Here is a 19,440-nt window from a genome sequence, read left to right as displayed (position 1 = left end):
CGATCGAATGGCAGCAGGCGAGGGGACACTCGAATCGCCCCTGATCGAACCGGGCGCGATCGAGGCACGACCGTACCAGACAGAGCTGGTCGAGAAGGCCCGGGACGCCCACACACTCGTCTCGCTCCCGACCGGCCTGGGGAAGACCGCGGTGAGCCTGCGGGTGACCGCCCACCGACTCGCCGACCGGCCGGACGGGAAGGCCATGCTCCTGGCCCCCACAAAGCCCCTCGTCGAGCAACACGCCGCGTTCTACCGGGAGGCACTGACGATTCCCGACGAGCAGATCGTCGTCTTCACCGGCGAGACCGCGCCCGAGGATCGCGGGGCGCTGTTTTCCGACGCTCGAATCATCGTCGGCACGCCCCAGGTGATCGAGAACGACCTGCTGGGCAATCGCATCGATCTCGAACCCGTCGTCCACCTGACCTTCGACGAGTGTCATCGGGCGAGCGGGGACTACCCCTATGCCTACGTCGCTGAACGCTACCACGAATCGGCCGCCGATCCGCTCGTGACCGGGATGAGCGCCTCGCCGGGCGACGACGAGGAAGCGATCGAACAGGTCATGGCCAACCTGGGCCTGGAGCGGGTCGCGGTGAAGACCGAGTCCGACCCGGACGTGGCCGAGTACACCCACGAGACCGACGTCGAGTGGGCGCGAGTCGAGCTCCCGGAGGCGGTGATCGAGATCCGGGATCTGTTACAGGAGGTGCTCGCCGACCGGCTGGGAACCCTGCGCGAACTGGGGGTCACCGGCAAGACCGACCCGGAGATCTCACAGGGAGACCTCCACGAGATCCGCAAGAAGCTCCAGCGGCGGATCGACGACGGGGATTCGGCGGGCTACGAGGGCATGTCCGTCCACGCGGAGATCATGAAGGTAAAGCGGGCCGTCGAACTGGTCGAGACCCAGAGTGTCGACGCCCTCCGGCGGTACTTCGAGCGCCAGCGAAACGCGGCCCGCTCCTCGGGGGCCTCGAAGGCCAGCCAGCGATTCGTCTCGGACCCACAGATCAAGCGAGCGATGTCGAAAGCCGAGTCCTTCGAGGACCTCCACCCCAAGTTCCGCCGGGTCCGAATTTTGCTCGCGGAGACGCTGGGCGTGCGGGACGGCGACCGGGTCATCGTCTTCACCGAGTCCCGGGACACCGCCGAGGCGCTCACGGAGTTTCTCTCGGCCCACTTCTCGGTCCGGCGATTCGTCGGCCAGGGCGACAAGGAGGGCTCCTCCGGGATGACCCAGACCGAACAGACCGAGGTGCTCGAGGCCTTCCGCGCGGGGGAGTTCGAGGTCCTGGTCTCGACCTCCGTCGCCGAGGAGGGACTGGACGTCCCGGAGGTCGATCTGGTCTGTTTCTTCGAGCCGGTTCCCAACGCGATCCGCTCGATCCAGCGCAAGGGCCGAACTGGCCGACAGGCCCGGGGGCGAGTCGTGGTGTTGCTGGCCGAGGACACCCGCGATGAGGCCTACTTCTGGATCTCGCGCCGCCGCGAGGACGAGATGGCCGCGGAACTGGAGGGGCTCCGAGAGGCCGCGCCGGAACTCGAAGCCGAATTCGATGACGAACAGGCCGGCCTGGAGACCTTCGCCGGGGAGGATGGCCCGACCGACACGTCAGAGGAGCGAGAAGCCGACACGGGGGACGGACAGGCCGGCATCGCGGACTTCGGGGCGGCAGAGACGAATGAGGACGGAGCGACAGAAGCGCCGCCGGGAGAAGTGTCAGCGGACGACTCTGGGGTCGTCGCCGAGGCGGGCGGCGAGGACCACGTCGAGATCGTGATCGACCAGCGGGAACTGGACGCCAGCATCGCCCGTGACCTCTCGAAGCGCGAAGGGGTACAGACCCGCCTGGAGACACTCGAAGTGGGCGATTACGTGCTCAGCGACCGGGTGGCCGTCGAGCGCAAGACCATCGAGGACTTCCTCTCGACCCTGCTCGACGGCGATCGGGGGCTGTTCGACCAGATCGGCGATCTGACCCGCCACTACGGCCGTCCGGTCCTGGTGATCGAGGGTGAGGGGGACCTCTACGGCGAGCGAAACGTCCACCCGAACGCGATTCGTGGGGCCCTCGCCAGCCTGGCCGTGGATTTCGGCATATCGGTGCTGTTCACCCCTGACGAAGCCGGGACGGCGGCCCTGCTGGAGACCATCGCCAGACGCGAGCAAGAATCGCGGGATCGCGAGGTGAGCGTCCATGGCACCTCCGCGGCGAAGACACTCGCGGAGCAACAGGAGTACGTCGTGGCGTCGATCGCGGACATCGGCCCGATCACCGCTCGCTCGCTTCTGGAGGCGCTGGGCAGCGTCGAGGCGGTCCTCACGGCGGATGAAGCGACCCTCCAGTCAGTCGAGGGCGTGGGAGAAGTCACGGCAAGCCGGATCCGCGAGGTCGTCGGGAGCGAGTATGGGAGTTAGGGGACGACCGTGAGCCGCACCCGTTCGCTGCGCAGCACCGTTTCAGCGGCACTACCCAGCAGCGCCCGCTCGACCGGGCCGGGTGGCTCGGCGTGGCCCATCACCACGTGATCGGCCCCCCGCTCGGCGACCAGGTCCAGCACGTCCTCGCCCAGTCGGTCCGCCGGCCGGAAGTCGAGATCGAGATCGGTCGAGAGTGAGAGTGAGGCCTCGACGTCGGCCGCTTCAAGGATTCGACGGGCCCGGTCGAGGACTGCCTCGGCCGCCTGCGTTCGGTCGGTCGTGATGTGCACCACGTCCAGGGTCGCATCGAAGGCCGCCGCGAGGTCCACGGCATACGAGAGGGCCCGATAGCTCACGTCCGAGCCGTCGATGGGCACGAGCACCCGGTCGGTCGTCATCGGCCGGCGAGTGCCGCGAGGGCCTCGGCGGCCTCGCGAGCGGCCTCGAGGAACGCTTTTGCCTGCTGTGGATCCTCGCTCGTCCGGGCCCGCTCGGCGAGGACGGCGATCGTCTGGGAGAGGGACTCCTGGGCCCCGGACGCGGCCGGCTGGGCGGTCCGGCCGGTCGCAGGCGGCTCGGACTGGGTGGGTTTCGTGGCCGCCGCCTGGGTGGGTTCGGTTCCAGGGGCAGTCTGGCCGGCCCCAGCATCGACCTGGGCGGTCGCCGGGTCGGGCTGGCCCCCGGCCGCCGGGTCAGCGCCGCCCGTCGACGCGCCGACGCCCGGTTCGGCGGGCGAGTCCTCGCGCTCGGGCTGGCTCTCCCCGGCCGACTGTCCAGCGGACTGGGCCGCCGGCTGACCCTCGGCCTGACAGGTGGGGCAGAACTCCTGGCCCTGATAGCGGAAGATCGGCGAACCGCAGGTGTCACAGTGTTTGTTGGTCATCGTCGCGCCCTGGAGCAGCAACTCGCTCATCCGCTCGGTGGCTTCCCGATCCCCCTGATCGGACTCGTACTTCTCCCGGAGCCGTTCCCGTTCGGCCTCCTTGTCGAAGTCCTCGCTCATTGGTCGGTACGTCGGGCCGCGACGGTTAAAATGGCGCGGCTAAGAGCCCGTGATCTTATAACCGGGGCCGGACCTAGGGCCGGCCAATGCAGATCGAGGACCTGTCGGGGCTGCCCGACGGGGTGACAGAACACTTCGTGTCCGCGGGCATCGAGGAGCTCTATCCGCCCCAGGCCGCGGCCGTCGAGGCCGGCGTGCTCTCCGGGGAGAGTGTCGTCGCCAGCGTGCCGACGGCGAGCGGCAAGACCCTCATCGCCCAGCTCGGGATGCTCTCGGCCATCCACGAGACCGACGGGATGGCCCTGTACATCGTGCCGCTGCGGGCCCTCGCCAGCGAGAAGGCCGCCGAGTTCGAGGCTTTCGAGCAGTTCGGACTCGACGTGGCGGTCTCGACGGGCAACTACGAGGAAGACGGCGACTGGCTGGGGAACGCCGACGTGGTCGTCGCGACCTCCGAGAAGGTCGACTCGCTCATCCGGAACGGCGCGGACTGGATCGACGACCTGGCCTGTGTCGTCGCCGACGAGGTCCACCTGGTCGATGACCGGGGCCGGGGCCCGACCCTGGAGGTGACCCTCGCGAAGCTCCGTTCGCGGGTCCCGAACCTCCAGGTCGTCGCGCTCTCGGCGACCATCGGCAACGCCGACGAGATCGCCGACTGGCTCGAGGCCGAACTGGTCGATTCGGACTGGCGACCGATCGAACTCCGGACCGGGGTCCACTACGGCGACGCGTTGCACCTCGATGATGGCTCGACGACGGAACTCCCCACCGGGTCACAGGACCAGACCGAGGCGCTGGTCGCGGATACCATCGCGGCGGACGGCTCGGCGCTGGTCTTCGTCAACTCCCGACGGAACGCCGAGGCCGCGGCCCGGCGGCTGGGTGAGGTGACCGAATCGGCCCTCTCCGCCGCGGACCGGGAGGCCCTCCAGGAAGTCGCCGACGAGATCCGGGCCGTCAGCGACACGGAGACCAGCGAGGATCTGGCGGCGGCCGTCGAGCAGGGCGCGGCCTTTCACCACGCTGGCCTCGCGCGCGGCCATCGCACCCTCGTCGAGGACGCCTTCCGGGAGCGGCTGATCCGCGCTGTCAGCGCCACGCCCACCCTCGCGGCCGGCGTGAACACGCCGAGCCGGCGGGTCGTGGTCCGGGACTGGCGGCGCTACGACGGGTCGACGGGTGGGATGGCCCCGCTCTCGACCCTGGAGGTCCACCAGATGTTCGGGCGGGCGGGCCGGCCCGGCCGTGACCCTCACGGCGAGGCCGTCCTGCTCGCGAAGTCCCACGACGAACTGGAGGAGCTGTTCGACCGCTATGTCTATGCCGACCCCGAGCCGGTTCGCTCGAAGCTGGCCGCCGAGCCGGCGCTGCGCTCACACGTGCTCTCGACGGTCGCCACCGGCTTCGTCCACAGTCACGAGGGGTTGCTCGAATTCCTCGGTGAGACGCTGTACGCCTCCCAGACCGACGATCCCTCCCGGCTGGAGGCGGTCACCGAGGACGTCCTCGAGTATCTCGATCGAAACGACTTCCTGGTCCGGGAGAACGGCGACTTGCGGGCCACGCCGGCCGGTCATTTGGTCTCCCAGCTCTACCTCGATCCGATGTCCGCGGCGATCATCATCGACGGACTCCGTGCGGGTGAGGGCTCGCCCTCCCCGCTGGGGCTCTATCACCTGGTGAGTCGCACGCCGGACATGTACGAGCTATATTTGAAGTCCGGCGACGAGTCGACCTACACGGAGATCGCCTACGAGCGGGAGCGGGAACTGCTCGGGCAGACCCCATCCGAGTTCGCCGAGGGCGAGTTCGAGGACTGGCTCTCGGCCCTGAAGACCGCCAAACTCCTGGAGGACTGGGCCGAGGAGCTCGACGAGGACCGGATCGCCGAGCGCTACGGCGTCGGCCCCGGGGACATCCGTGGGAAGGTCGAGACCGCCGAGTGGCTGCTCCAGGCCGCAGAGCGACTCGCCGGGGAACTCGAAATTAGTTCGGCAAGTGCGATTCGCGAGGCCCGGATCCGGGTCGAACACGGCATCCGGGCGGACCTGCTCGACCTGGTCGGGATCCGACACGTCGGCCGCAAGCGGGCCAGACGTCTCCGGGAGGCTGGGTTCGAGACCCGCGAAGACCTGCGACAGGCCGATCCGGGACGGGTGCTCGCGGCGCTTTCCGGACGGCAAAAGACCACGGAAAAAGTCCTCGCGAGCGCGGGGCACCCCAATCCGGACCTCGACGGGGTCGAGGCGGATGAGGACACACCGTCGAGCCAGCACACGTCCACACGGGAGGACCCCCCGGAGAACTCGCAGGGCACGCAGGCCAATCTGGGTGAGTTCGAGTGAAGACGGTGACGGGCCGGGTGACGATCGACGGAGACGACGACCTCCAGTCGTTCCTCGACTCGCTCCGGCGTGTCGGGACGGACCACGACGTGCTGGTCCAGGCCTTCGACGCCCGCTACATCGCCGGGTCGGCCCACCTCGAATCGGCGCTTGCCCACGCGAAGCGCTCGATGGAACGGGGCGAAAACGTCGCCGACGACCTCGCGGTCGAGGTCCTGTGCTATGCGGCCGGCCGCCGACAGATCGACCGGGCGATGGAACTCGGCCTGGGAACCGGCGAGCAATCGGTGATCGTCCTGATCGACGGCGAACGAGAGGCTGCAGCGGCTGAGGGGGTCGCCGAACTCGTCTCGGCGGGATCGGTGGCGCCCTCCGAGGAGCGTCTCACCGACTTCTTCGGGATCACCCGTGCGGAGCGGGCGGCGACCACCGGAACCCTCACCGACCTGGTGCTCGAACGGGTGGCGCTGCTGGACGTCGAGAAGTGAGGCGACGGATCGAGTTCTCCAGTTGAAACAGAGGGGTTCGAACGCGTCGCCGGCAGTCGATTACGTGAAACCGATTCACATGGACATGTTGGGCCCGAAGAATCGATCGGACGGGAAAATCGAGGGAACACGACGGGCGTTCCACACGAAACGCCGCCCGCGTGCGTCAGTCAATCGCACGACTGACGTCTGACACCACGTCGGGACCGACTTACAGCGCGTTCTTGACCTGCTCGAGGAACTGCTGGGGCGGCTGTGCGCCCGTGAACTCGCCGGCCTCGTCGTTGATGTTGACCTGCGGGACCCCCCGGACACCGAAGTCCTGGGAGAGTTCCATGAACTCCTGGGCCTCGATCATCTCGGAGGTGAAGTTGGAGTTCTCGATCGCGAACTTGTGGGCGGTCTCGACGGCCTGCGGGCAGTGCGGGCAGGTCAGGGTGACAAAGACCTTGAGGTTCACCGGCTCGTCGATCTCGGCCAGTTCCGCCTTGATATTCTCATCGAGGCCGCTCTCGCCGGTGGAGACCGCGACGATGTCACGGACGTAGGCACCGAACTCCTGACCCGAGGGGATGCCATAATAGCGCACACCCTTGATCTCGCCGTCGGTGATGACGGTGACCGGAGCCTGGTCGTACTTGTTCGCGTTCCACTCCTCGGCGGCCTCGCTGTCCATGTCGTGGACCTCGACCGTGTACTTCTCGCTGAGGGATTCGAGTTCCTCGTTGAGTTCCACAGTCTCCTCGCAGTACTCACAGTTCCCGTCCGTGAAGACGTGAGCCGTGACTTCGTTTGTCATCTGCTCGAAGACTTCCCGGACGTCGTCGCGGTTCTCGTCGGAGAGTATTGCCATCTTAACTCAACACTACCGCCCCAGCTATTAATATGTGTTGGGCTCGGTTCGGTCGAGCGGTTGCGCCGATCCCCTCCAAACCGACTGCTACGGGAAGGAATCGCCAATATCCCCGATCTTGCGAACGAGTTACGTGGGAATATTTACCACGATTTAGTGGGGCGGTATTGCACACCCGGAGTAAAACTGCCGCGTGTCGGTTACTCCTCCAGTTCTTCGAGGATCGCCTCGGCCTGGGCCTGGCCGATGTCGCCTTCCTCGATCATCCGGCTGGCGACCGCGTCGATCTGATCGCCCTCCGCGCCGGCCTGGATCGCGAGGTTCTGGGCGTGCAGGGACATGTGGCCCTGCTGGATGCCCTCGCTCACGAGCGCCCGGAGCGCCGCGAGGTTCTGGGCGAGGCCGACCGACGCGAGTACGCCGGCCATCTCCTCGGCGGAGTCCACGTCGAGGATCTCCATTGCGGCCTGGGCCACCGGCTGGAGCCCGGTCGCGCCGCCGACAGTCCCGACCTGGATCGGGAGTTCGATGCTGCAGGCGAGGTTGCCATCCGCATCGACCTCGTAACTCGTCAGGGAGTCATAGCCGTCCCGGGCCGCATAGACGTGTGCGCCGGCCTCCATCGCTCGCCAGTCGTTGAACGTCGCGGTCGTCACCGCGTCGATGCCGTTCATGATGCCCTTGTTGTGGGTCGCCGCCCGGTAGGGATCACCCATCGCGAAGGCCCAGGCGTCGACGATACGGTCACGGACCTCCTCGCCAGTAAACTCGCTGTCCTCATCCGCCAGCTCTTCGGGCGGGATAGTACAGGTCGCCCGCGCCAGCCGGCGATCGGCCAAATTCGAGAGGATGCGCATCTCCACGTCGCCGCCGGTCAGGGCCTCGATTTCGGGGGCCAGGGCCTCGGCCATCGTGTTCACCGCGTTGCCGCCCATGGCGTCCTGGACGTTCACGATCAGATGGGTCACGACCATCTGGCCCGTGGGCGTGTCGATCACCCGAACCTCGATGTCCTCACAGCCGCCGCCGAATTTTACCAGCGTGGGATCCTGCTCGTCGGCCAACTCCTGCAGCCGCTCTTTTTCCTTCAGGATCCGCATCCGTGCCGCCTGGGGATCGGCGACGTCCACGGCCTGAATCTGGGCGATCATGCGCGGGGCGTCGACCTCCGTCTCGAAGCCGCCCTGGGTCCGGGCCATACGGGCCGCATACGAGGCCGCGGCGACCACACTGGTCTCCTCGATGGCCATCGGAATCAGTCGGTCCTCGCCGTCGACCCGGAAGTTCGTCGCGACCGAGAGTGGGTACTCCAGGGTCCCGATGACGTTCTCGCTGACCGTATCCGCCCGGTCGTCGTCCAGCCCCGTGCCGCCGATCGCCTCGGTCGCCTCCGCGGAGAGGTCCGCCAGGTCCGCGATCGTCTCCCGCCGCTCTTCGACCGGCAGCTTGTAAAATCCGGAAATGCGCGAGTCCATGGCGTGGGAAAGACCCTGACAAATAAAAAACCTCCCCGGACGGTCAGGCGGTCGTGGTCCGCTCGCCGGTCTCGATCACGTAGCGCTGGCCGACCATGGGGTCCAAAAGCGAGTCGACTGGAGCATCGTCGTCCCGGAGCACCGGCACGTCCGTGGTTCGGACCGACTCGACCTGTCTGTCGATGGCGTCGTCCAGTTCGTAGCCGATCGGTCGGGTCGCGGCCCGCTCGCGGAGTTCGGCCGTCGAGAGCGAGGAGGACTGTTTGGTCGCCACGATCTCGACGTTCTGGACGACCCCCGGCTGGGCGGTCCGGAAGGCCGTCACCGTCGGGAAGACGGTCTCCATGGTCCGATACTCCGCCCGGAAGAAGGCCGACCCGGACCCGCTGGGGGCCGAGATGATGTTCGCGAGGAGGACGCCGTCCGCGGAGAGCCGCTGGGTGGTGAGGTCGAAAAATTCCGTGGTGGTCAGGTGAAAGGGCACCGTGTCCCGCTTGTAGGCGTCCAGGACGATGAGGTCGTACTCCGTGTCGGTCTCCCGGAGGTACTGCCGCCCGTCCATGGTGTGAACCGAGAGGTCCGGGCCGGTCTCCAGGTCGAAATAGTCCCGGGCGGCCTGGACGACCCCGGGGTCGATCTCGACGACGTCCACGTTCACGTCGTACTTTTGGGCGAAGATCTTCGGCCCGGTGAAGCCGCCTCCGCCGATGAACAGGACGTTCTCGACATCGTCGACCGAATCGGTGTAGAGGAAGGGCAGGTGGAAATAGCGGGTGTAGGTGAAGACGTGCCGATCGGGATCCTCGAGGTCCATCGCGCTGTGTGAGACCCCATCGAGGTACAGCGTGCGGACCCCGTCCTGGTCGGCCACGCGGAGTTGCTGGTGAGCAGTCTGGGTCTCGTAGACCGTCTCCCCGGCCATGGCGACCCCGAACGGGGGTGCGAGGACCGCCCCGAGGAGCAGCGCCGTGACGAGCAGCACGCGAATCACCTCCCGATTCGAGGGACTCGGAAAGGCGAGGGCGGCGGCCGTAACGAGGGTCATCCCGCCGAAGATCAGGCCGATGACCTCGATGGAAAAGGCCGGGATCAGGAGGAACGTCGTCCCAAAGGCCCCAACGATGCTCCCGATGGTGCCAAGCGCGTAGACCCGTCCCGAGGCCGCCCCGGTGCTCTCGGTTCGGGACAGTTCGGCCGCGTAGGGGCTGATGAAGCCCAGGAGGTAGGTCGGCGGGCCGAAGAGCAGCGTGACCGGCACGAGCGAGCCGAAACGGGCCGGGATCGGGAGCGTCGCGGTCTGACGAATCAGGAAGTCCCCGGCGAAGATCAGGAAGGCGACGTACACCGTCGACCAGAGCAACAGCGTCCGGAGCGAGGTGACACTTGCAACGGTCTGTGCGCGGCGGCCACCCCGTGCGTAGCCCAGACTCAGCGCGGTGAGGAACACCCCGATGATGCTCCCCCAGGTGTAGATCGAACTGCCGAACTCCGGAGCGATCATTCGTCCCGCGAGGATCTCCAGACCCATGCTCGCGACCCCGGAGACCAGCACCGCGAGCGTGGGCTCGTCGAACCAGTCCGCACGCACGCGGGGCGTATCCATAGCGGTCGTTGGGCGAGGACGGCCAAAACGGTTGGCACTCGGGGACGAACCCCTTCGTTTCGTCTGGAGAATGAGACACAAACCCACGAACTGCGTCGGGATCGTGGCAAAACCGTGTAGAACAGAAGAGGCTTTCGAAACGAAGGTCCCACGAACCCTCGCTGCCCCAGGACGACACCGGTACAGTGGGGCAACACTCGGCTCGAACGGGCTACTGGCGGTGTTGGTGGCTCCAGCCGCCCGCGTTCGTGTGTGAGACTCTCACCCAGATTGCCGACGAGATAGGGCGTCTTATGTATCGGCAGTCACTACCCGGAAAGTGGGTACTACCATCATGGCGGAAGTTGAAGTCGACCAGGACCTTTGTATCGCGGACCAGGTTTGTGCATCGATGCATCCCGACATCTTCGAGATGGGCGACGACGGGTTCGCTCACGTCGTCGACGGGATGGAAGAACTCGAAGACGCCGGCGACATCGACCGCGCGAAGGAGGCCGCCGAGGCCTGCCCCGTCGACGCGATCACCGTTTCGGAGTAACGGTTCACTCGCGGCCGGTTTCTCGGATTTTTCGGTCCGTTAGCGCGAGCGCTCGTAGGTGGCAAAAACGAGATCGCCCCGTTCGTCCTGCTCGATGAGTTCCCACCGATCCCGGTCCCACTCCGGGAAGTGGGTATCGCCGGTCGGCGATTCGGGGATCTCGGTGATGTAGAGTCGATCAGCCCGGGGGAGGAACTGCTCGTAGATCGAGCCGCCGCCGGCGACGAAGGCGATCTCGGAGTCAGTCGCGGCTGCGACCTCGATGGCCTCGGGGATACTCTCGACCTGCACGGCCCCCTCCATCACGTCGATCCCGTTCGTGGAGAGGACCACGTTCAGCCGGTCGGGAAGTGGCTCGCCGAGGCGGTCGACGATCGCCTCGTAGGTTCGCCGGCCCATGATCACCGGGTGACCGACGGTACACTCCTTGAAGTGTGCCAGATCGGCGGGGTAGTGCCAGGGGATCGACTTGCTGTCGCCGATCACGCCGTTCTCCGCGACCGCGGCGATGAGCGCGATCTTCATTCGGCCACCGCGAAGTCGATCGCGGGTGCGGGGTCGTAGCCCGAGAGGGTGATGTCCGCGGCCGTGAGCGAATCCAGGGGCCGATCCGCGATCTCGATCTCGGGGCGATCCCGGGGCGTTCTGGTCAGTTGGGTCAACAGGCCCGGCACGTGATCGTAGCCCTCGGGGTCCGGCGGAGCGTTTGCCTCGATCCACTCTCGGATGGCGGTGTACCCCGATTTCTCCTCGACGGCACTGACCCGTTCTCGCAGCTCCGCGGCGTGATCCTCGTACCACGACCCGCGCTCGCCTTTGCCCAGGTAGATGTGGGCGTCGACGATGCTGTGGCCGAACTCCCCGACGGGGAGCCCGACCTGGTTCGCGACCGCGTGAGTGAGCAACGCGTACGAGGCGATGTTGAACGGGATCCCCAGCGCGATGTCCCCCGAACGCTGCTGGAGGTGCGTGTTGAGCCGACCGTCCTGGACGTTGAAGACGAAGGTGTAGTGACACGGCGGGAGCGTCGAGTCCGCGGCGTTGGCCGGGTGCCAGGCGTTGACCACCAGCCGCCGGCTCTCGGGGTTGTGCTGCAGGCCATCGAGCACGTAGGCGATCTGGTCGAAGGTCCCCTCCTCGTTCAGATACTGACTGTCCGGGTCGGGCCAGGACTCGCCGGGCAGGCGGTCGGCTTCCGCTGGCACCGGGTACCGACGCCAGAACCGCCCGTAAGCCGTGTCGAGATGCCCCGCCTCGTCGGCCCAGGCGTCCCAGATCCCGGTCTCCTCGCGGAGGGCGCGGATGTGCTCCTCCCCGGAGAGATACCAGAGCAACTCCTGGACCAGCGAGTTCCACCGGGCCCGCGAGAGGTCCTTGGTCGTCAAGAGCGGGAAGCCGGCCTGCAGGTCAACCGTGTAGTGCTGGGAGAAGTCGGCCAGCGTGTCGACGCCGGTCCGGTTCTCCTCGTAGGTTCCGGTCCGGAGCACCGATTCCACGAGATCGAGGTACTGCTGCATCTGCTCGAAACCCCGATCCGAGGCGGCATAAATCGTTGCCTACCAGCCGCGACGGTACTGGGCCGGCACGTCGGGCTCGACCTCGTACAGAGACTCTGCAGCCCGGAGTCCGAAGTACGGGTCGTTGAGAAACTTGCGCCCGACGATGGCCACGTCGGCCCGGTCGTTTCGGATCAGGGCCTCGCCCTGTTCGGGCGTCGTGATCGCCCCGACGGCCCCCACGGTGGGCAGGTCTGTCTCCGCACGCACCTGCTCGGCGAGGGCGACCTGGTAGTTCGGCCCCGCATAGTCGATCTGCTGGTCCGGGTGGATACCGCCACTCGAAACGTCGAGGAAGTCCAGCCCCCGATCGGCGAGGATCGAGCCGAGTTCGACCGTGTCCTCGATCGTCCAGGACGGTTCGGGCAGCCAGTCGGTGCCCGAGACACGCATGAAGACCGGAATCTCCTCCCCGACGGCCTCCCGCACCGTGTCGTACACCTCGCGGGCTACGCGGGTCCGGCCCTCGAAGTCCCCGCCGTAGGCGTCGGTTCGCTGGTTCGTGACCGGCGAGAGGAACTCGTGGAGCAGATAGCCGTGGGCCGCGTGGATCTCGACAGCCTGGAACCCGGCCTCGATCGCCCGCTCGGCTGCCGCGCCGAAGGACTCGACTATCGCCTCGATGTCGTTCGGGTCGAGCCGTTCGGTCGGCGGGGCCGCGCCCTCGTATGGGTAGGGCTGGCCACTCGGCCCGACGACAGTCCAGCCGCCCGCCTCCGGCTGCAGCGGTTCGGAGCCCTCCCAGGGCCGGGTCGTCGAGGCCTTGCGCCCCGCGTGAGCGAGTTGGATCGCCGGGACCGCACCCTGCTCGGCGACAAAGTCAGCGATCGGCGCCAGCGCCTCGGCCTGCTCGTCGTTCCAGAGCCCCAGGTCGTGGGACGTGATGCGGCCCCGCGGCTCGACGGCCGTGGCTTCCTGAATGACGATCCCGGCCCCGCCGACCGCCCGGGAGCCGTAGTGGACCCGGTGCCACTCGGTCGCGACCCCGTCGGCCCCAGCGGAGTACTGACACATCGGCGAGAGCGCCAGGCGATTTCGCGCCCGCACCGATCGCAGCGAGAGTTCGGAGAATAGCCCTGTCGACATACCCGAACCTGGGGTCGAGACGGGGATAACCGTTCGGGCCGGATTACGCGCTCAGATCGAAGTGCTCGGCGGCGATGTCCATGTCCTTGTCCCCGCGCCCGGAGAGGTTGATCAGGATCGTGTCGTGTTCCGACGCCAGGTCCGCGGCCAGCGCGATGGCGTGACTCGATTCGAGGGCCGGAATGATCCCTTCAGCCTCCGAAAGTGTCCGGAACGCCGCCAGGGCCTCGTCGTCGGTAACCGCCCGGTACTCCGCCCGCCCGATCGCCCGGAACATGGCGTGCTCGGGCCCGACTCCCGGGTAGTCCAGGCCCGCCGAGACCGAGTGCACCTCGGTGTCTTCCGGGAGCACCCGGGTGGCCATCCCGTGCAGCGTGCCGTCCTCGCCGGCAGCCAGCGGGGCGGCGTGGCGTTTCGAGTCGCCACCCTCACCGCCGCCCTCGGCGCCGTAGAAGGCCACGTCGTCGTCCCGGAAGGCATGAAAGAGCCCGATGGCGTTCGAGCCGCCCCCGACACACGCGACCGCGGCGTCCGGGAGTTCACCCACCCGGTCCTGGAACTGCTCGCGGGCTTCCTGCCCGATGACCGACTGGAAGTCCCGGACCATGCGCGGGAACGGGTCGGGGCCGACCGCACTCCCCACCAGATAGTGGGTGTCCGCGACGTTCGCCGCAAAATCCTCGAGGGCGGCGTCCACGGCCTCGGCGAGCCCCGCGTCGCCGGTCGTGACCTCGTTTACCTCCGCGCCGAGCAGCCGCATGCGGAAGACGTTCATCCGCTGGCGGGTCACGTCCTTCTCGCCCATGTAGATCTCCGTGGGGAGGTCCAGTGCGGCCCCGACCATGGCGGTCGCGACGCCGTGCTGGCCGGCCCCGGTCTCGGCAATGAGACGAGTCTTCCCCGCCCGGTCGGCGAGCAGCCCCTGCCCGAGGGCGTTGTTGATCTTGTGGGCGCCGCCGTGGAGGAGGTCCTCGCGCTTGAGGTAGATCTCCGCGCCGAACTGCTCGCTGAGTGTCTCGGCGTGATACAGCGGCGTGGGTCGCCCCGCGAAGGACTCCCGCAGGTCGGCGAGGGCCGCCTGAAAGTCGGGGTCGTCCTTGTACTCGTCGTAGGTGTCTGCGAGGCGTTCCAGTGGCTCTGCGAGCGGTTCGGGCACGTGCCGACCGCCGTACTCCGCGAAGTCGCCTGCGGTCATACCCGATGGATAGGGGCCGAGCGATAAATACGTGTGCACTACTGCACAGGGCCGTTCACTGCGGACAGGATCTGGCAGTCAGCGATCCCCGCCAATCCTTATCCGCCGGTGGCGTGTAGTAGTTTACATGGTCGGTCGAGGGAGCGATGGCGACGTGATGGTGGCCGTCGAAGATCCAGCGCAGGTTGCACAGCTCGTCCGCACGGCCCGTGACATCGCCCAGGGGTATGGCGGCACGGTGAGACTCGTCACCGTCGTGGTCAAACCCTACGAATCCCCGTTTGGCATGTTCTCGGACGAGACGATCGTCCAGGAGTTCGCGGCCGACAGCCACGAGTTGCTCGACCGTGCCCCGGACCCCGAGGGGGTCGAAGTCGTCCGGGACCTGGTCGTCGCCCGCTCGGTCGAGAAGGGACTGGTCTCGGCCGTGAAACGAACGAACCCGGCGGCGCTGGTCATCGGCTGGGACAGCGACCCGCGACGGAGCGACGCCCTTCTGGGGACAACCGTGGACCACGTGCTCGAACACGCCCCGACTGACGTCTACGTCGAGCGGATCGGGCGGGAAGCGGGGACCGTCGAGTCGGTGTTGCTCCCGGTCGCGGGCGGGCCCCACACCCCGACCGCGCGAACGGCGGCCGTGGCGATCGCCCGGGCGAACGACGCCGCGATCACCGTTCTCACGGTCGCGACCGAGACGACCCCCGAAACGGAGGCTCGGGCCGTAATCGACCAGGAAGCGGCCACCATCCGGGAACAGCAACCGGACCTCACGGTCGAGACACAGATCGAGCGAGGAACAGTCGAGGACGCGATCGTCGATGCGGCCGGCGCCCACGACGTGCTCGTCCTCGGGGCGACCCGAAAAGGGCCCCTTCGGGGTCGACTGGTCGGCTCGGTTCCACGGCGGATCGTCGACGGGACCGAACAGACAGTCATCATCGCCCGGTCCGCGAGTGTCGCTGGCGGACTGTTCAGTCGAGTGGCCGCGGCACTCACGGGAGGCGGACGGTGACTGCCTGGGGCCTCGTCCTTCTCGCGACTGTCATCGCTATCTTCACCGCCTGGACCCTCGGCGCGAACAGCAACTCCCCGCCCTTCGCGCCGGCGATCGGGGCCAGAGCCATCTCGACGATGCAAGCGGCGTTTCTCATCGGCCTGCTGGCAGGCGCGGGGGCCCTCCTCCAGGGCGGGAGCATCTCGGAGACCATCGGGACCGGGCTGTTTCAGGGGGTGGCCTTCACGCCGCTGGCGGCGACTGCCGGGTTGCTCACCGCCGGGGCGTTCATGGCCGTGGGGATCTTCGCCGGCTATCCCGTCCCAGCGGCCTTCGCCACGACGGGCGCGATGGTCGGCGTGGGCCTCTCGCTTGGCGGGACCCCGAACATGGAGACGCTTCGCGGAATCGGGCTGTTCTGGGTCCTCGTCCCGCCCGTCTCCGGAGGGCTGGCCTTCGGGACGGCGTCGCTGCTTCGCCGTGATGACATCTCGGATACGCTCAGCATTCCATTGCTCGCCGCGATCGTCGCGGCCGTGCTCGCAAACATCGAACTCGGTGTGATCCCGGGCCCGCCAGGGGTCGCCCAGAACTCACTCGCCCGGTTCGTCGCCGGGACCATCGCCACCCCAGTCGTGGGTACCCTCGACGTGGGTATCGTCCTGGTGACGCTTTTGTTCGCGATCGGCGGCTTTGTCTTTATCAGACGGCGCACCCAGCAGTCAGTTGATCGGGGCGTCAAGACCTTCCTGGTGGGCCTCGGGAGTGTCGTCGCCTTCTCCAGTGGCGGGAGTCAGGTCGGACTCGCGACGGGGCCCCTGGAATACCTCTACGGCGTCGAGTTGGGCCTGCCCGGGATCGTCCTGCTGGCGATCGGCGGGGCGGGCATCCTGGCCGGGGCCTGGATGGGGGCCCCGCGCCTCCTCCAGGCGACCTCGCGGGAGTACGCCCAGCTCGGAGCGCGGCGGTCGATCGCGGCCCTCGTGCCCGGGTTTCTGATTGCCCAGGCGGCGATCGCGCTGGGTATCCCGATCTCCTTCAACAACATCATCATTTCGGGGGTGATCGGCGGTGGCCTGGCCGCCGGCTCGGCCGGGGTCTCCCGACGGAAGATCCTCGTCACGCTGAGCTTCTGGGTGATTACGCTCGTCACCTCCGTCGCTGTCGGGTACGGCGTCAACACCGGGCTGGGGCTGGTGTTCTGATCACCAGACCAGCGTGAACAGAAGCGTGAAAGTCACGTACGCGCCCACGGTGGAGAGCAGCGGAACCACGTTTTGCATGACGATCACACGGCCGGTCGTGGAGGGATCGAACAGGTCTGCAGCCGACGGGATGTCCGCGGGGTCCTCCTCGCCGATCGGCGGGAGTTCCTCGCCCGGCTCTTCGGCCGCAAGCGCGCCCACGGAGACCCCCTCGGTCCCCTCGCCGTGAACGACCTCCGGGATCGTCGCGGGGCGGGTCGCTCGCCCCCAGCCCAGACCGACGATGGACATCGTCGCGATGATCACGAAAGAGGCCGGGATGCCGATCGCCGAGAGCCCGATCACGATGGCCGAGGAGACGATCGCCACGATGATCGCCGCCGTGAGCGGGAGGTCGGTGATGTCGTTCCCGAGCGTGTCGAGGGTCCGTCGGGCGATCGTAAAGGCCCCGACCGCGACTGCGACCCCGCCCAGAATGATCATCATGTTCATGTCCACGCCGGCCCCCACGAGGGGTGCGATGGCGTTCGCGATGTTCGAGGTGCCCGAGGAGAAGGCCATCAGGCTGCCAATCACGATCACCACGATCGCGCCGGTCAACTCCCGGCGGGTCGTGTTCGGCCCGGTCGTGGGCTGGGGGATGGCCCCGGAGCGATCCAGTTCCCAGAGCGCGCCGGGCGTGTTGTCGATCGCCACCCAGCGATTGATCCGGGGATAGAGATAGCGGCCGATCATCCCGGAGACCCAGAAGCCGACGATCGGGGCGACGATCCACCAGACGGCGATCTCGCCCATGACCGCCCAGTCCAGTTCGCCGGTGGCGACGCCCAGCCCGGCGATCGCGCCGACGGCCGTCATCGAGGTCGAGGCCGGGACCCCGAAGTAGTTCCCGACGAACAGCGCGCCGCCGATGAAAAAGAGGACGACGATACTCGATTCCATCGTGAACACGGTTGTGCTGGTGATGAGTTCCGAGCCCAGCGTGTCCACGACTCGACGGCCGATGGTCCACGCGCCGATGAAGAAGAATATCGACATGAGCGCCGCGGCCCCGGTCTTCGAGATGGCGTCCGAACCGACCGCCGGGCCGAATGCCGGGCCAGTGGTGGCCCCGCCGATGTTGAACCCGACGAATAGCGAGACGCCGATTCCAATGAGAAGGAGGATTTCGATCATATTTGAGTCTCGGTTCGAAGTTCCTTAAGCACCGTGACAGCGGTGGGAGAGAAGGGACGGGTATTCCTATCTTGAGATGCTCTGGCCACATATGCACATCTCCGACTGGCTTTCGGCACTGGAGGGGCGACGATGAACCCGAACCGCGCCGATTTCGTCATCGATCTGACCTACGGGCTATTGATCTTCGTGGCCATCGCGCTCATCCTCGTGGTCGAAACGGTCGTCGGGATCGCCTTCGGCCTGGGCGTGTTAGCCTCCTACACTGTCCACATCGGCTGGAAGATGGCCCGCTTCGACCCGGACTGGATGACCAAGGACGTGGCCGAACAGGTCGAGCAGTCCGTCACTCGGGAAGTCGAAGACACGATCACCAAGGAGATGGACGAGGTGACAAAGCAGGTCGAGGAGAAGGTCACCGAGGACGTCGGCGAGACCGTCGAACAGACCGTCGAGGAGACGGTCAGCGACGAGATGGACGAGGTGACAAAGCAGGTCGAAGAGAAGGTCACCGAGGATGTTGGGGAGACCGTCGAGCAGACCGTCGAAAAGACGGTCGAAGAGACAGTCGGAGACACTGTCGAGGAAACCGTCGAAGAGACCGTCGAGGAAACCATCAGCGAGGAACTCGAAGACAAGAAGGAATCCGAGGACGAAACGGACGAGGACACGGCCTAATCGAGCGCGCCCGATTTTTGGATTTTCGACGACCTGGCGGTTGTAAATCTGTTTTCAGTTTGCCCACTGTCCGTACTATTCTCTCCATCACTCTACGAGAGAGAGTTGCACTGACGAGCGTAGAACCCGCTTTTCCGAGTCCCAGAAACGAGTAATCGGCCGGTCGTTTTTATCACCCGCTGTGCGAACTTGTAAACTGCATTCACGACAGCACCACATCGCCGGCACGCTGTCGGAGGCGACTCCAACCATGGACGACGACACCACTATCGAGGAACTCCGCGAACAGATCACGTCGCTCGAAACACAGGTCGAAGAACTCCAGGCGGAGGACGACAGCCCCACCGAGATGGTCATCATCGCGACCAAGGGGACCCTGGACATGGCCTACCCCGTCCTCATTCTCGGGCCGATGGCCGCCGCCTTCGGCTGGAACGTGACCGTCTTCGCCACGTTCTGGGGCCTGGACATGCTCCACGAGGAGAACTACCGGGACCTCAAGCTGTCCTCGGCCGGGAACCCGAACATGCCCCTGCCCAACCTCCTCGCCGTCATGCCCGGCATGGACCGGCTGACCACCAAAATGATGCGGGACAAGATCGACGAGGTCGGCACCGACTCGGTTCCGGAACTGGTCGAGCGTGGCCTCGAAAACGGCGTGAACTTCCAGGCCTGCCAGATGACCATGGACCTGATGGATTATGACGACGGGGAGTTCATCGACGGCGTCGAAACTGGCGTGGGTGCGGCCCACGCGCTCCGCCAGATGGCCGACTCGGACGTCCAGCTTCTGGTCTAGACGACTCTTCGG

At 66.8% G+C, this 19,440-nt stretch carries 18 protein-coding genes; 8 read left to right on the top strand and 10 right to left on the bottom strand.

Annotated elements, in window-relative coordinates; genetic code table 11:
* The first annotated feature begins 7 nt into the window (after nt 1–7).
* A complete protein-coding gene (locus HSR6_RS00195) occupies nt 8–2,425 on the top strand; it encodes a DEAD/DEAH box helicase (RefSeq protein WP_071932475.1) in 2,418 nt (805 codons plus the stop codon).
* Here the strand turns inward: HSR6_RS00195 and HSR6_RS00190 are convergent.
* On the bottom strand, nt 2,422–2,826 hold the full coding sequence (locus tag HSR6_RS00190; RefSeq protein ID WP_070364035.1) for a universal stress protein: 405 nt from the start codon (nt 2,824–2,826) through the stop codon (nt 2,422–2,424). The two genes, HSR6_RS00195 and HSR6_RS00190, sit on opposite strands and share 4 nt — an antisense overlap.
* Nucleotides 2,823–3,431 (bottom strand): Sjogren's syndrome/scleroderma autoantigen 1 family protein, encoded by a 609-nt coding sequence (locus HSR6_RS00185; RefSeq protein WP_071932474.1) that lies wholly within the window; start codon nt 3,429–3,431, stop codon nt 2,823–2,825. The genes HSR6_RS00190 and HSR6_RS00185 overlap by 4 nt, the downstream gene beginning before the upstream one ends.
* Nucleotides 3,432–3,517: 86 nt before the next feature.
* On the opposite strand from HSR6_RS00185, the gene HSR6_RS00180 reads away from it, so the two are divergent.
* Nucleotides 3,518–5,779 (top strand): ATP-dependent DNA helicase, encoded by a 2,262-nt coding sequence (locus HSR6_RS00180; RefSeq protein WP_071932473.1) that lies wholly within the window; start codon nt 3,518–3,520, stop codon nt 5,777–5,779.
* Nucleotides 5,776–6,267, top strand: coding sequence for a KEOPS complex subunit Cgi121 (gene cgi121, locus HSR6_RS00175; RefSeq protein WP_070364032.1), 492 nt, complete (start codon nt 5,776–5,778; stop codon nt 6,265–6,267). Before HSR6_RS00180 ends, cgi121 begins: the two co-directional genes overlap by 4 nt.
* A gap of 211 nt (nt 6,268–6,478) precedes the next feature.
* Here cgi121 and pdo read toward each other — a convergent pair whose 3' ends face one another.
* The 3 genes from pdo to HSR6_RS00160 all read right to left on the bottom strand — a co-directional run bounded on the left by pdo (nt 6,479) and on the right by HSR6_RS00160 (nt 10,198).
* On the bottom strand, nt 6,479–7,120 hold the full coding sequence (gene pdo / locus HSR6_RS00170; protein WP_071932472.1) for a protein disulfide oxidoreductase: 642 nt from the start codon (nt 7,118–7,120) through the stop codon (nt 6,479–6,481).
* A gap of 200 nt (nt 7,121–7,320) precedes the next feature.
* Nucleotides 7,321–8,595, bottom strand: coding sequence for a hydroxymethylglutaryl-CoA reductase, degradative (locus HSR6_RS00165; protein WP_071932471.1), 1,275 nt, complete (start codon nt 8,593–8,595; stop codon nt 7,321–7,323).
* Nucleotides 8,596–8,638: 43 nt separating this feature from the next.
* The gene (locus tag HSR6_RS00160) at nt 8,639–10,198 is read right to left on the bottom strand and encodes a spermidine synthase (protein WP_071932470.1); all 1,560 of its coding nucleotides are present in this window, start codon (nt 10,196–10,198) and stop codon (nt 8,639–8,641) included.
* A gap of 334 nt (nt 10,199–10,532) precedes the next feature.
* On the opposite strand from HSR6_RS00160, the gene HSR6_RS00155 reads away from it, so the two are divergent.
* A complete protein-coding gene (locus HSR6_RS00155; protein WP_070365879.1) occupies nt 10,533–10,736 on the top strand; it encodes a ferredoxin in 204 nt (67 codons plus the stop codon).
* A 39-nt stretch (nt 10,737–10,775) separates the two neighbouring features.
* Here HSR6_RS00155 and HSR6_RS00150 read toward each other — a convergent pair whose 3' ends face one another.
* The 4 genes from HSR6_RS00150 to trpB are packed head-to-tail and all read right to left on the bottom strand — an operon-like array spanning nt 10,776 to nt 14,573.
* A complete protein-coding gene (locus HSR6_RS00150; RefSeq protein ID WP_071932469.1) occupies nt 10,776–11,261 on the bottom strand; it encodes a dihydrofolate reductase in 486 nt (161 codons plus the stop codon).
* Nucleotides 11,258–12,253: a thymidylate synthase gene (gene thyA, locus HSR6_RS00145; RefSeq protein ID WP_071932468.1), complete on the bottom strand. Its 996-nt coding sequence runs from the start codon at nt 12,251–12,253 to the stop codon at nt 11,258–11,260. The genes HSR6_RS00150 and thyA overlap by 4 nt, the downstream gene beginning before the upstream one ends.
* A 39-nt stretch (nt 12,254–12,292) precedes the next feature.
* Nucleotides 12,293–13,378: an NADH:flavin oxidoreductase/NADH oxidase gene (locus HSR6_RS00140; RefSeq protein ID WP_071932467.1), complete on the bottom strand. Its 1,086-nt coding sequence runs from the start codon at nt 13,376–13,378 to the stop codon at nt 12,293–12,295.
* Between the two features lie 43 nt (nt 13,379–13,421).
* Nucleotides 13,422–14,573 (bottom strand): tryptophan synthase subunit beta, encoded by a 1,152-nt coding sequence (gene trpB, locus HSR6_RS00135; RefSeq protein WP_070364025.1) that lies wholly within the window; start codon nt 14,571–14,573, stop codon nt 13,422–13,424.
* A gap of 127 nt (nt 14,574–14,700) precedes the next feature.
* Between trpB and HSR6_RS00130 the strand changes: the two genes are divergently transcribed.
* Entirely contained in the window at nt 14,701–15,588 is an 888-nt protein-coding gene (locus tag HSR6_RS00130) for a universal stress protein (RefSeq protein WP_071932466.1), read from the top strand.
* The gene (locus HSR6_RS00125) at nt 15,585–16,775 is read left to right on the top strand and encodes an inorganic phosphate transporter (RefSeq protein WP_070364023.1); all 1,191 of its coding nucleotides are present in this window, start codon (nt 15,585–15,587) and stop codon (nt 16,773–16,775) included. Before HSR6_RS00130 ends, HSR6_RS00125 begins: the two co-directional genes overlap by 4 nt.
* On the opposite strand, the gene HSR6_RS00120 is transcribed toward HSR6_RS00125, so the two are convergent.
* On the bottom strand, nt 16,776–17,951 hold the full coding sequence (locus tag HSR6_RS00120; RefSeq protein ID WP_070364022.1) for an inorganic phosphate transporter: 1,176 nt from the start codon (nt 17,949–17,951) through the stop codon (nt 16,776–16,778).
* 132 nt (nt 17,952–18,083) lie between these two features.
* On the opposite strand from HSR6_RS00120, the gene HSR6_RS00115 reads away from it, so the two are divergent.
* On the top strand, nt 18,084–18,629 hold the full coding sequence (locus HSR6_RS00115; protein WP_071932465.1) for a hypothetical protein: 546 nt from the start codon (nt 18,084–18,086) through the stop codon (nt 18,627–18,629).
* A 250-nt stretch (nt 18,630–18,879) separates the two neighbouring features.
* Complete coding sequence (locus HSR6_RS00110; RefSeq protein WP_070364020.1) at nt 18,880–19,428, top strand: DsrE/DsrF/DrsH-like family protein; 549 nt, start codon at nt 18,880–18,882, stop codon at nt 19,426–19,428.
* Nucleotides 19,429–19,440: the final 12 nt, after the last annotated feature.

This window comes from Halodesulfurarchaeum formicicum, from assembly GCF_001886955.1.
In the GTDB taxonomy this organism is placed as follows: Archaea; Halobacteriota; Halobacteria; order Halobacteriales; family Halobacteriaceae; genus Halodesulfurarchaeum; species Halodesulfurarchaeum formicicum.
This window is presented reverse-complemented; position numbering and strand designations above follow the sequence as displayed.

Excerpts from the sequence above, each read along its gene's own strand:
- HSR6_RS00195 (WP_071932475.1), top strand. The coding sequence starts at position 8 with ATGGCAGCAGGCGAGGGGACACTCGAATCGCCCCTGATCGAACCGGGC.
- HSR6_RS00190 (WP_070364035.1), bottom strand. The coding sequence starts at position 2,826 with ATGACGACCGACCGGGTGCTCGTGCCCATCGACGGCTCGGACGTGAGC.
- HSR6_RS00185 (WP_071932474.1), bottom strand. The coding sequence starts at position 3,431 with ATGAGCGAGGACTTCGACAAGGAGGCCGAACGGGAACGGCTCCGGGAG.
- HSR6_RS00180 (WP_071932473.1), top strand. The coding sequence starts at position 3,518 with ATGCAGATCGAGGACCTGTCGGGGCTGCCCGACGGGGTGACAGAACAC.
- pdo (WP_071932472.1), bottom strand. The coding sequence starts at position 7,120 with ATGGCAATACTCTCCGACGAGAACCGCGACGACGTCCGGGAAGTCTTC.
- HSR6_RS00165 (WP_071932471.1), bottom strand. The coding sequence starts at position 8,595 with ATGGACTCGCGCATTTCCGGATTTTACAAGCTGCCGGTCGAAGAGCGG.
- HSR6_RS00160 (WP_071932470.1), bottom strand. The coding sequence starts at position 10,198 with ATGGATACGCCCCGCGTGCGTGCGGACTGGTTCGACGAGCCCACGCTC.
- HSR6_RS00155 (WP_070365879.1), top strand. The coding sequence starts at position 10,533 with ATGGCGGAAGTTGAAGTCGACCAGGACCTTTGTATCGCGGACCAGGTT.
- HSR6_RS00150 (WP_071932469.1), bottom strand. The coding sequence starts at position 11,261 with ATGAAGATCGCGCTCATCGCCGCGGTCGCGGAGAACGGCGTGATCGGC.
- thyA (WP_071932468.1), bottom strand. The coding sequence starts at position 12,253 with ATGCAGCAGTACCTCGATCTCGTGGAATCGGTGCTCCGGACCGGAACC.
- HSR6_RS00140 (WP_071932467.1), bottom strand. The coding sequence starts at position 13,378 with ATGTCGACAGGGCTATTCTCCGAACTCTCGCTGCGATCGGTGCGGGCG.
- trpB (WP_070364025.1), bottom strand. The coding sequence starts at position 14,573 with ATGACCGCAGGCGACTTCGCGGAGTACGGCGGTCGGCACGTGCCCGAA.
- HSR6_RS00130 (WP_071932466.1), top strand. The coding sequence starts at position 14,701 with ATGGTCGGTCGAGGGAGCGATGGCGACGTGATGGTGGCCGTCGAAGAT.
- HSR6_RS00120 (WP_070364022.1), bottom strand. The coding sequence starts at position 17,951 with ATGATCGAAATCCTCCTTCTCATTGGAATCGGCGTCTCGCTATTCGTC.
- HSR6_RS00115 (WP_071932465.1), top strand. The coding sequence starts at position 18,084 with ATGAACCCGAACCGCGCCGATTTCGTCATCGATCTGACCTACGGGCTA.
- HSR6_RS00110 (WP_070364020.1), top strand. The coding sequence starts at position 18,880 with ATGGACGACGACACCACTATCGAGGAACTCCGCGAACAGATCACGTCG.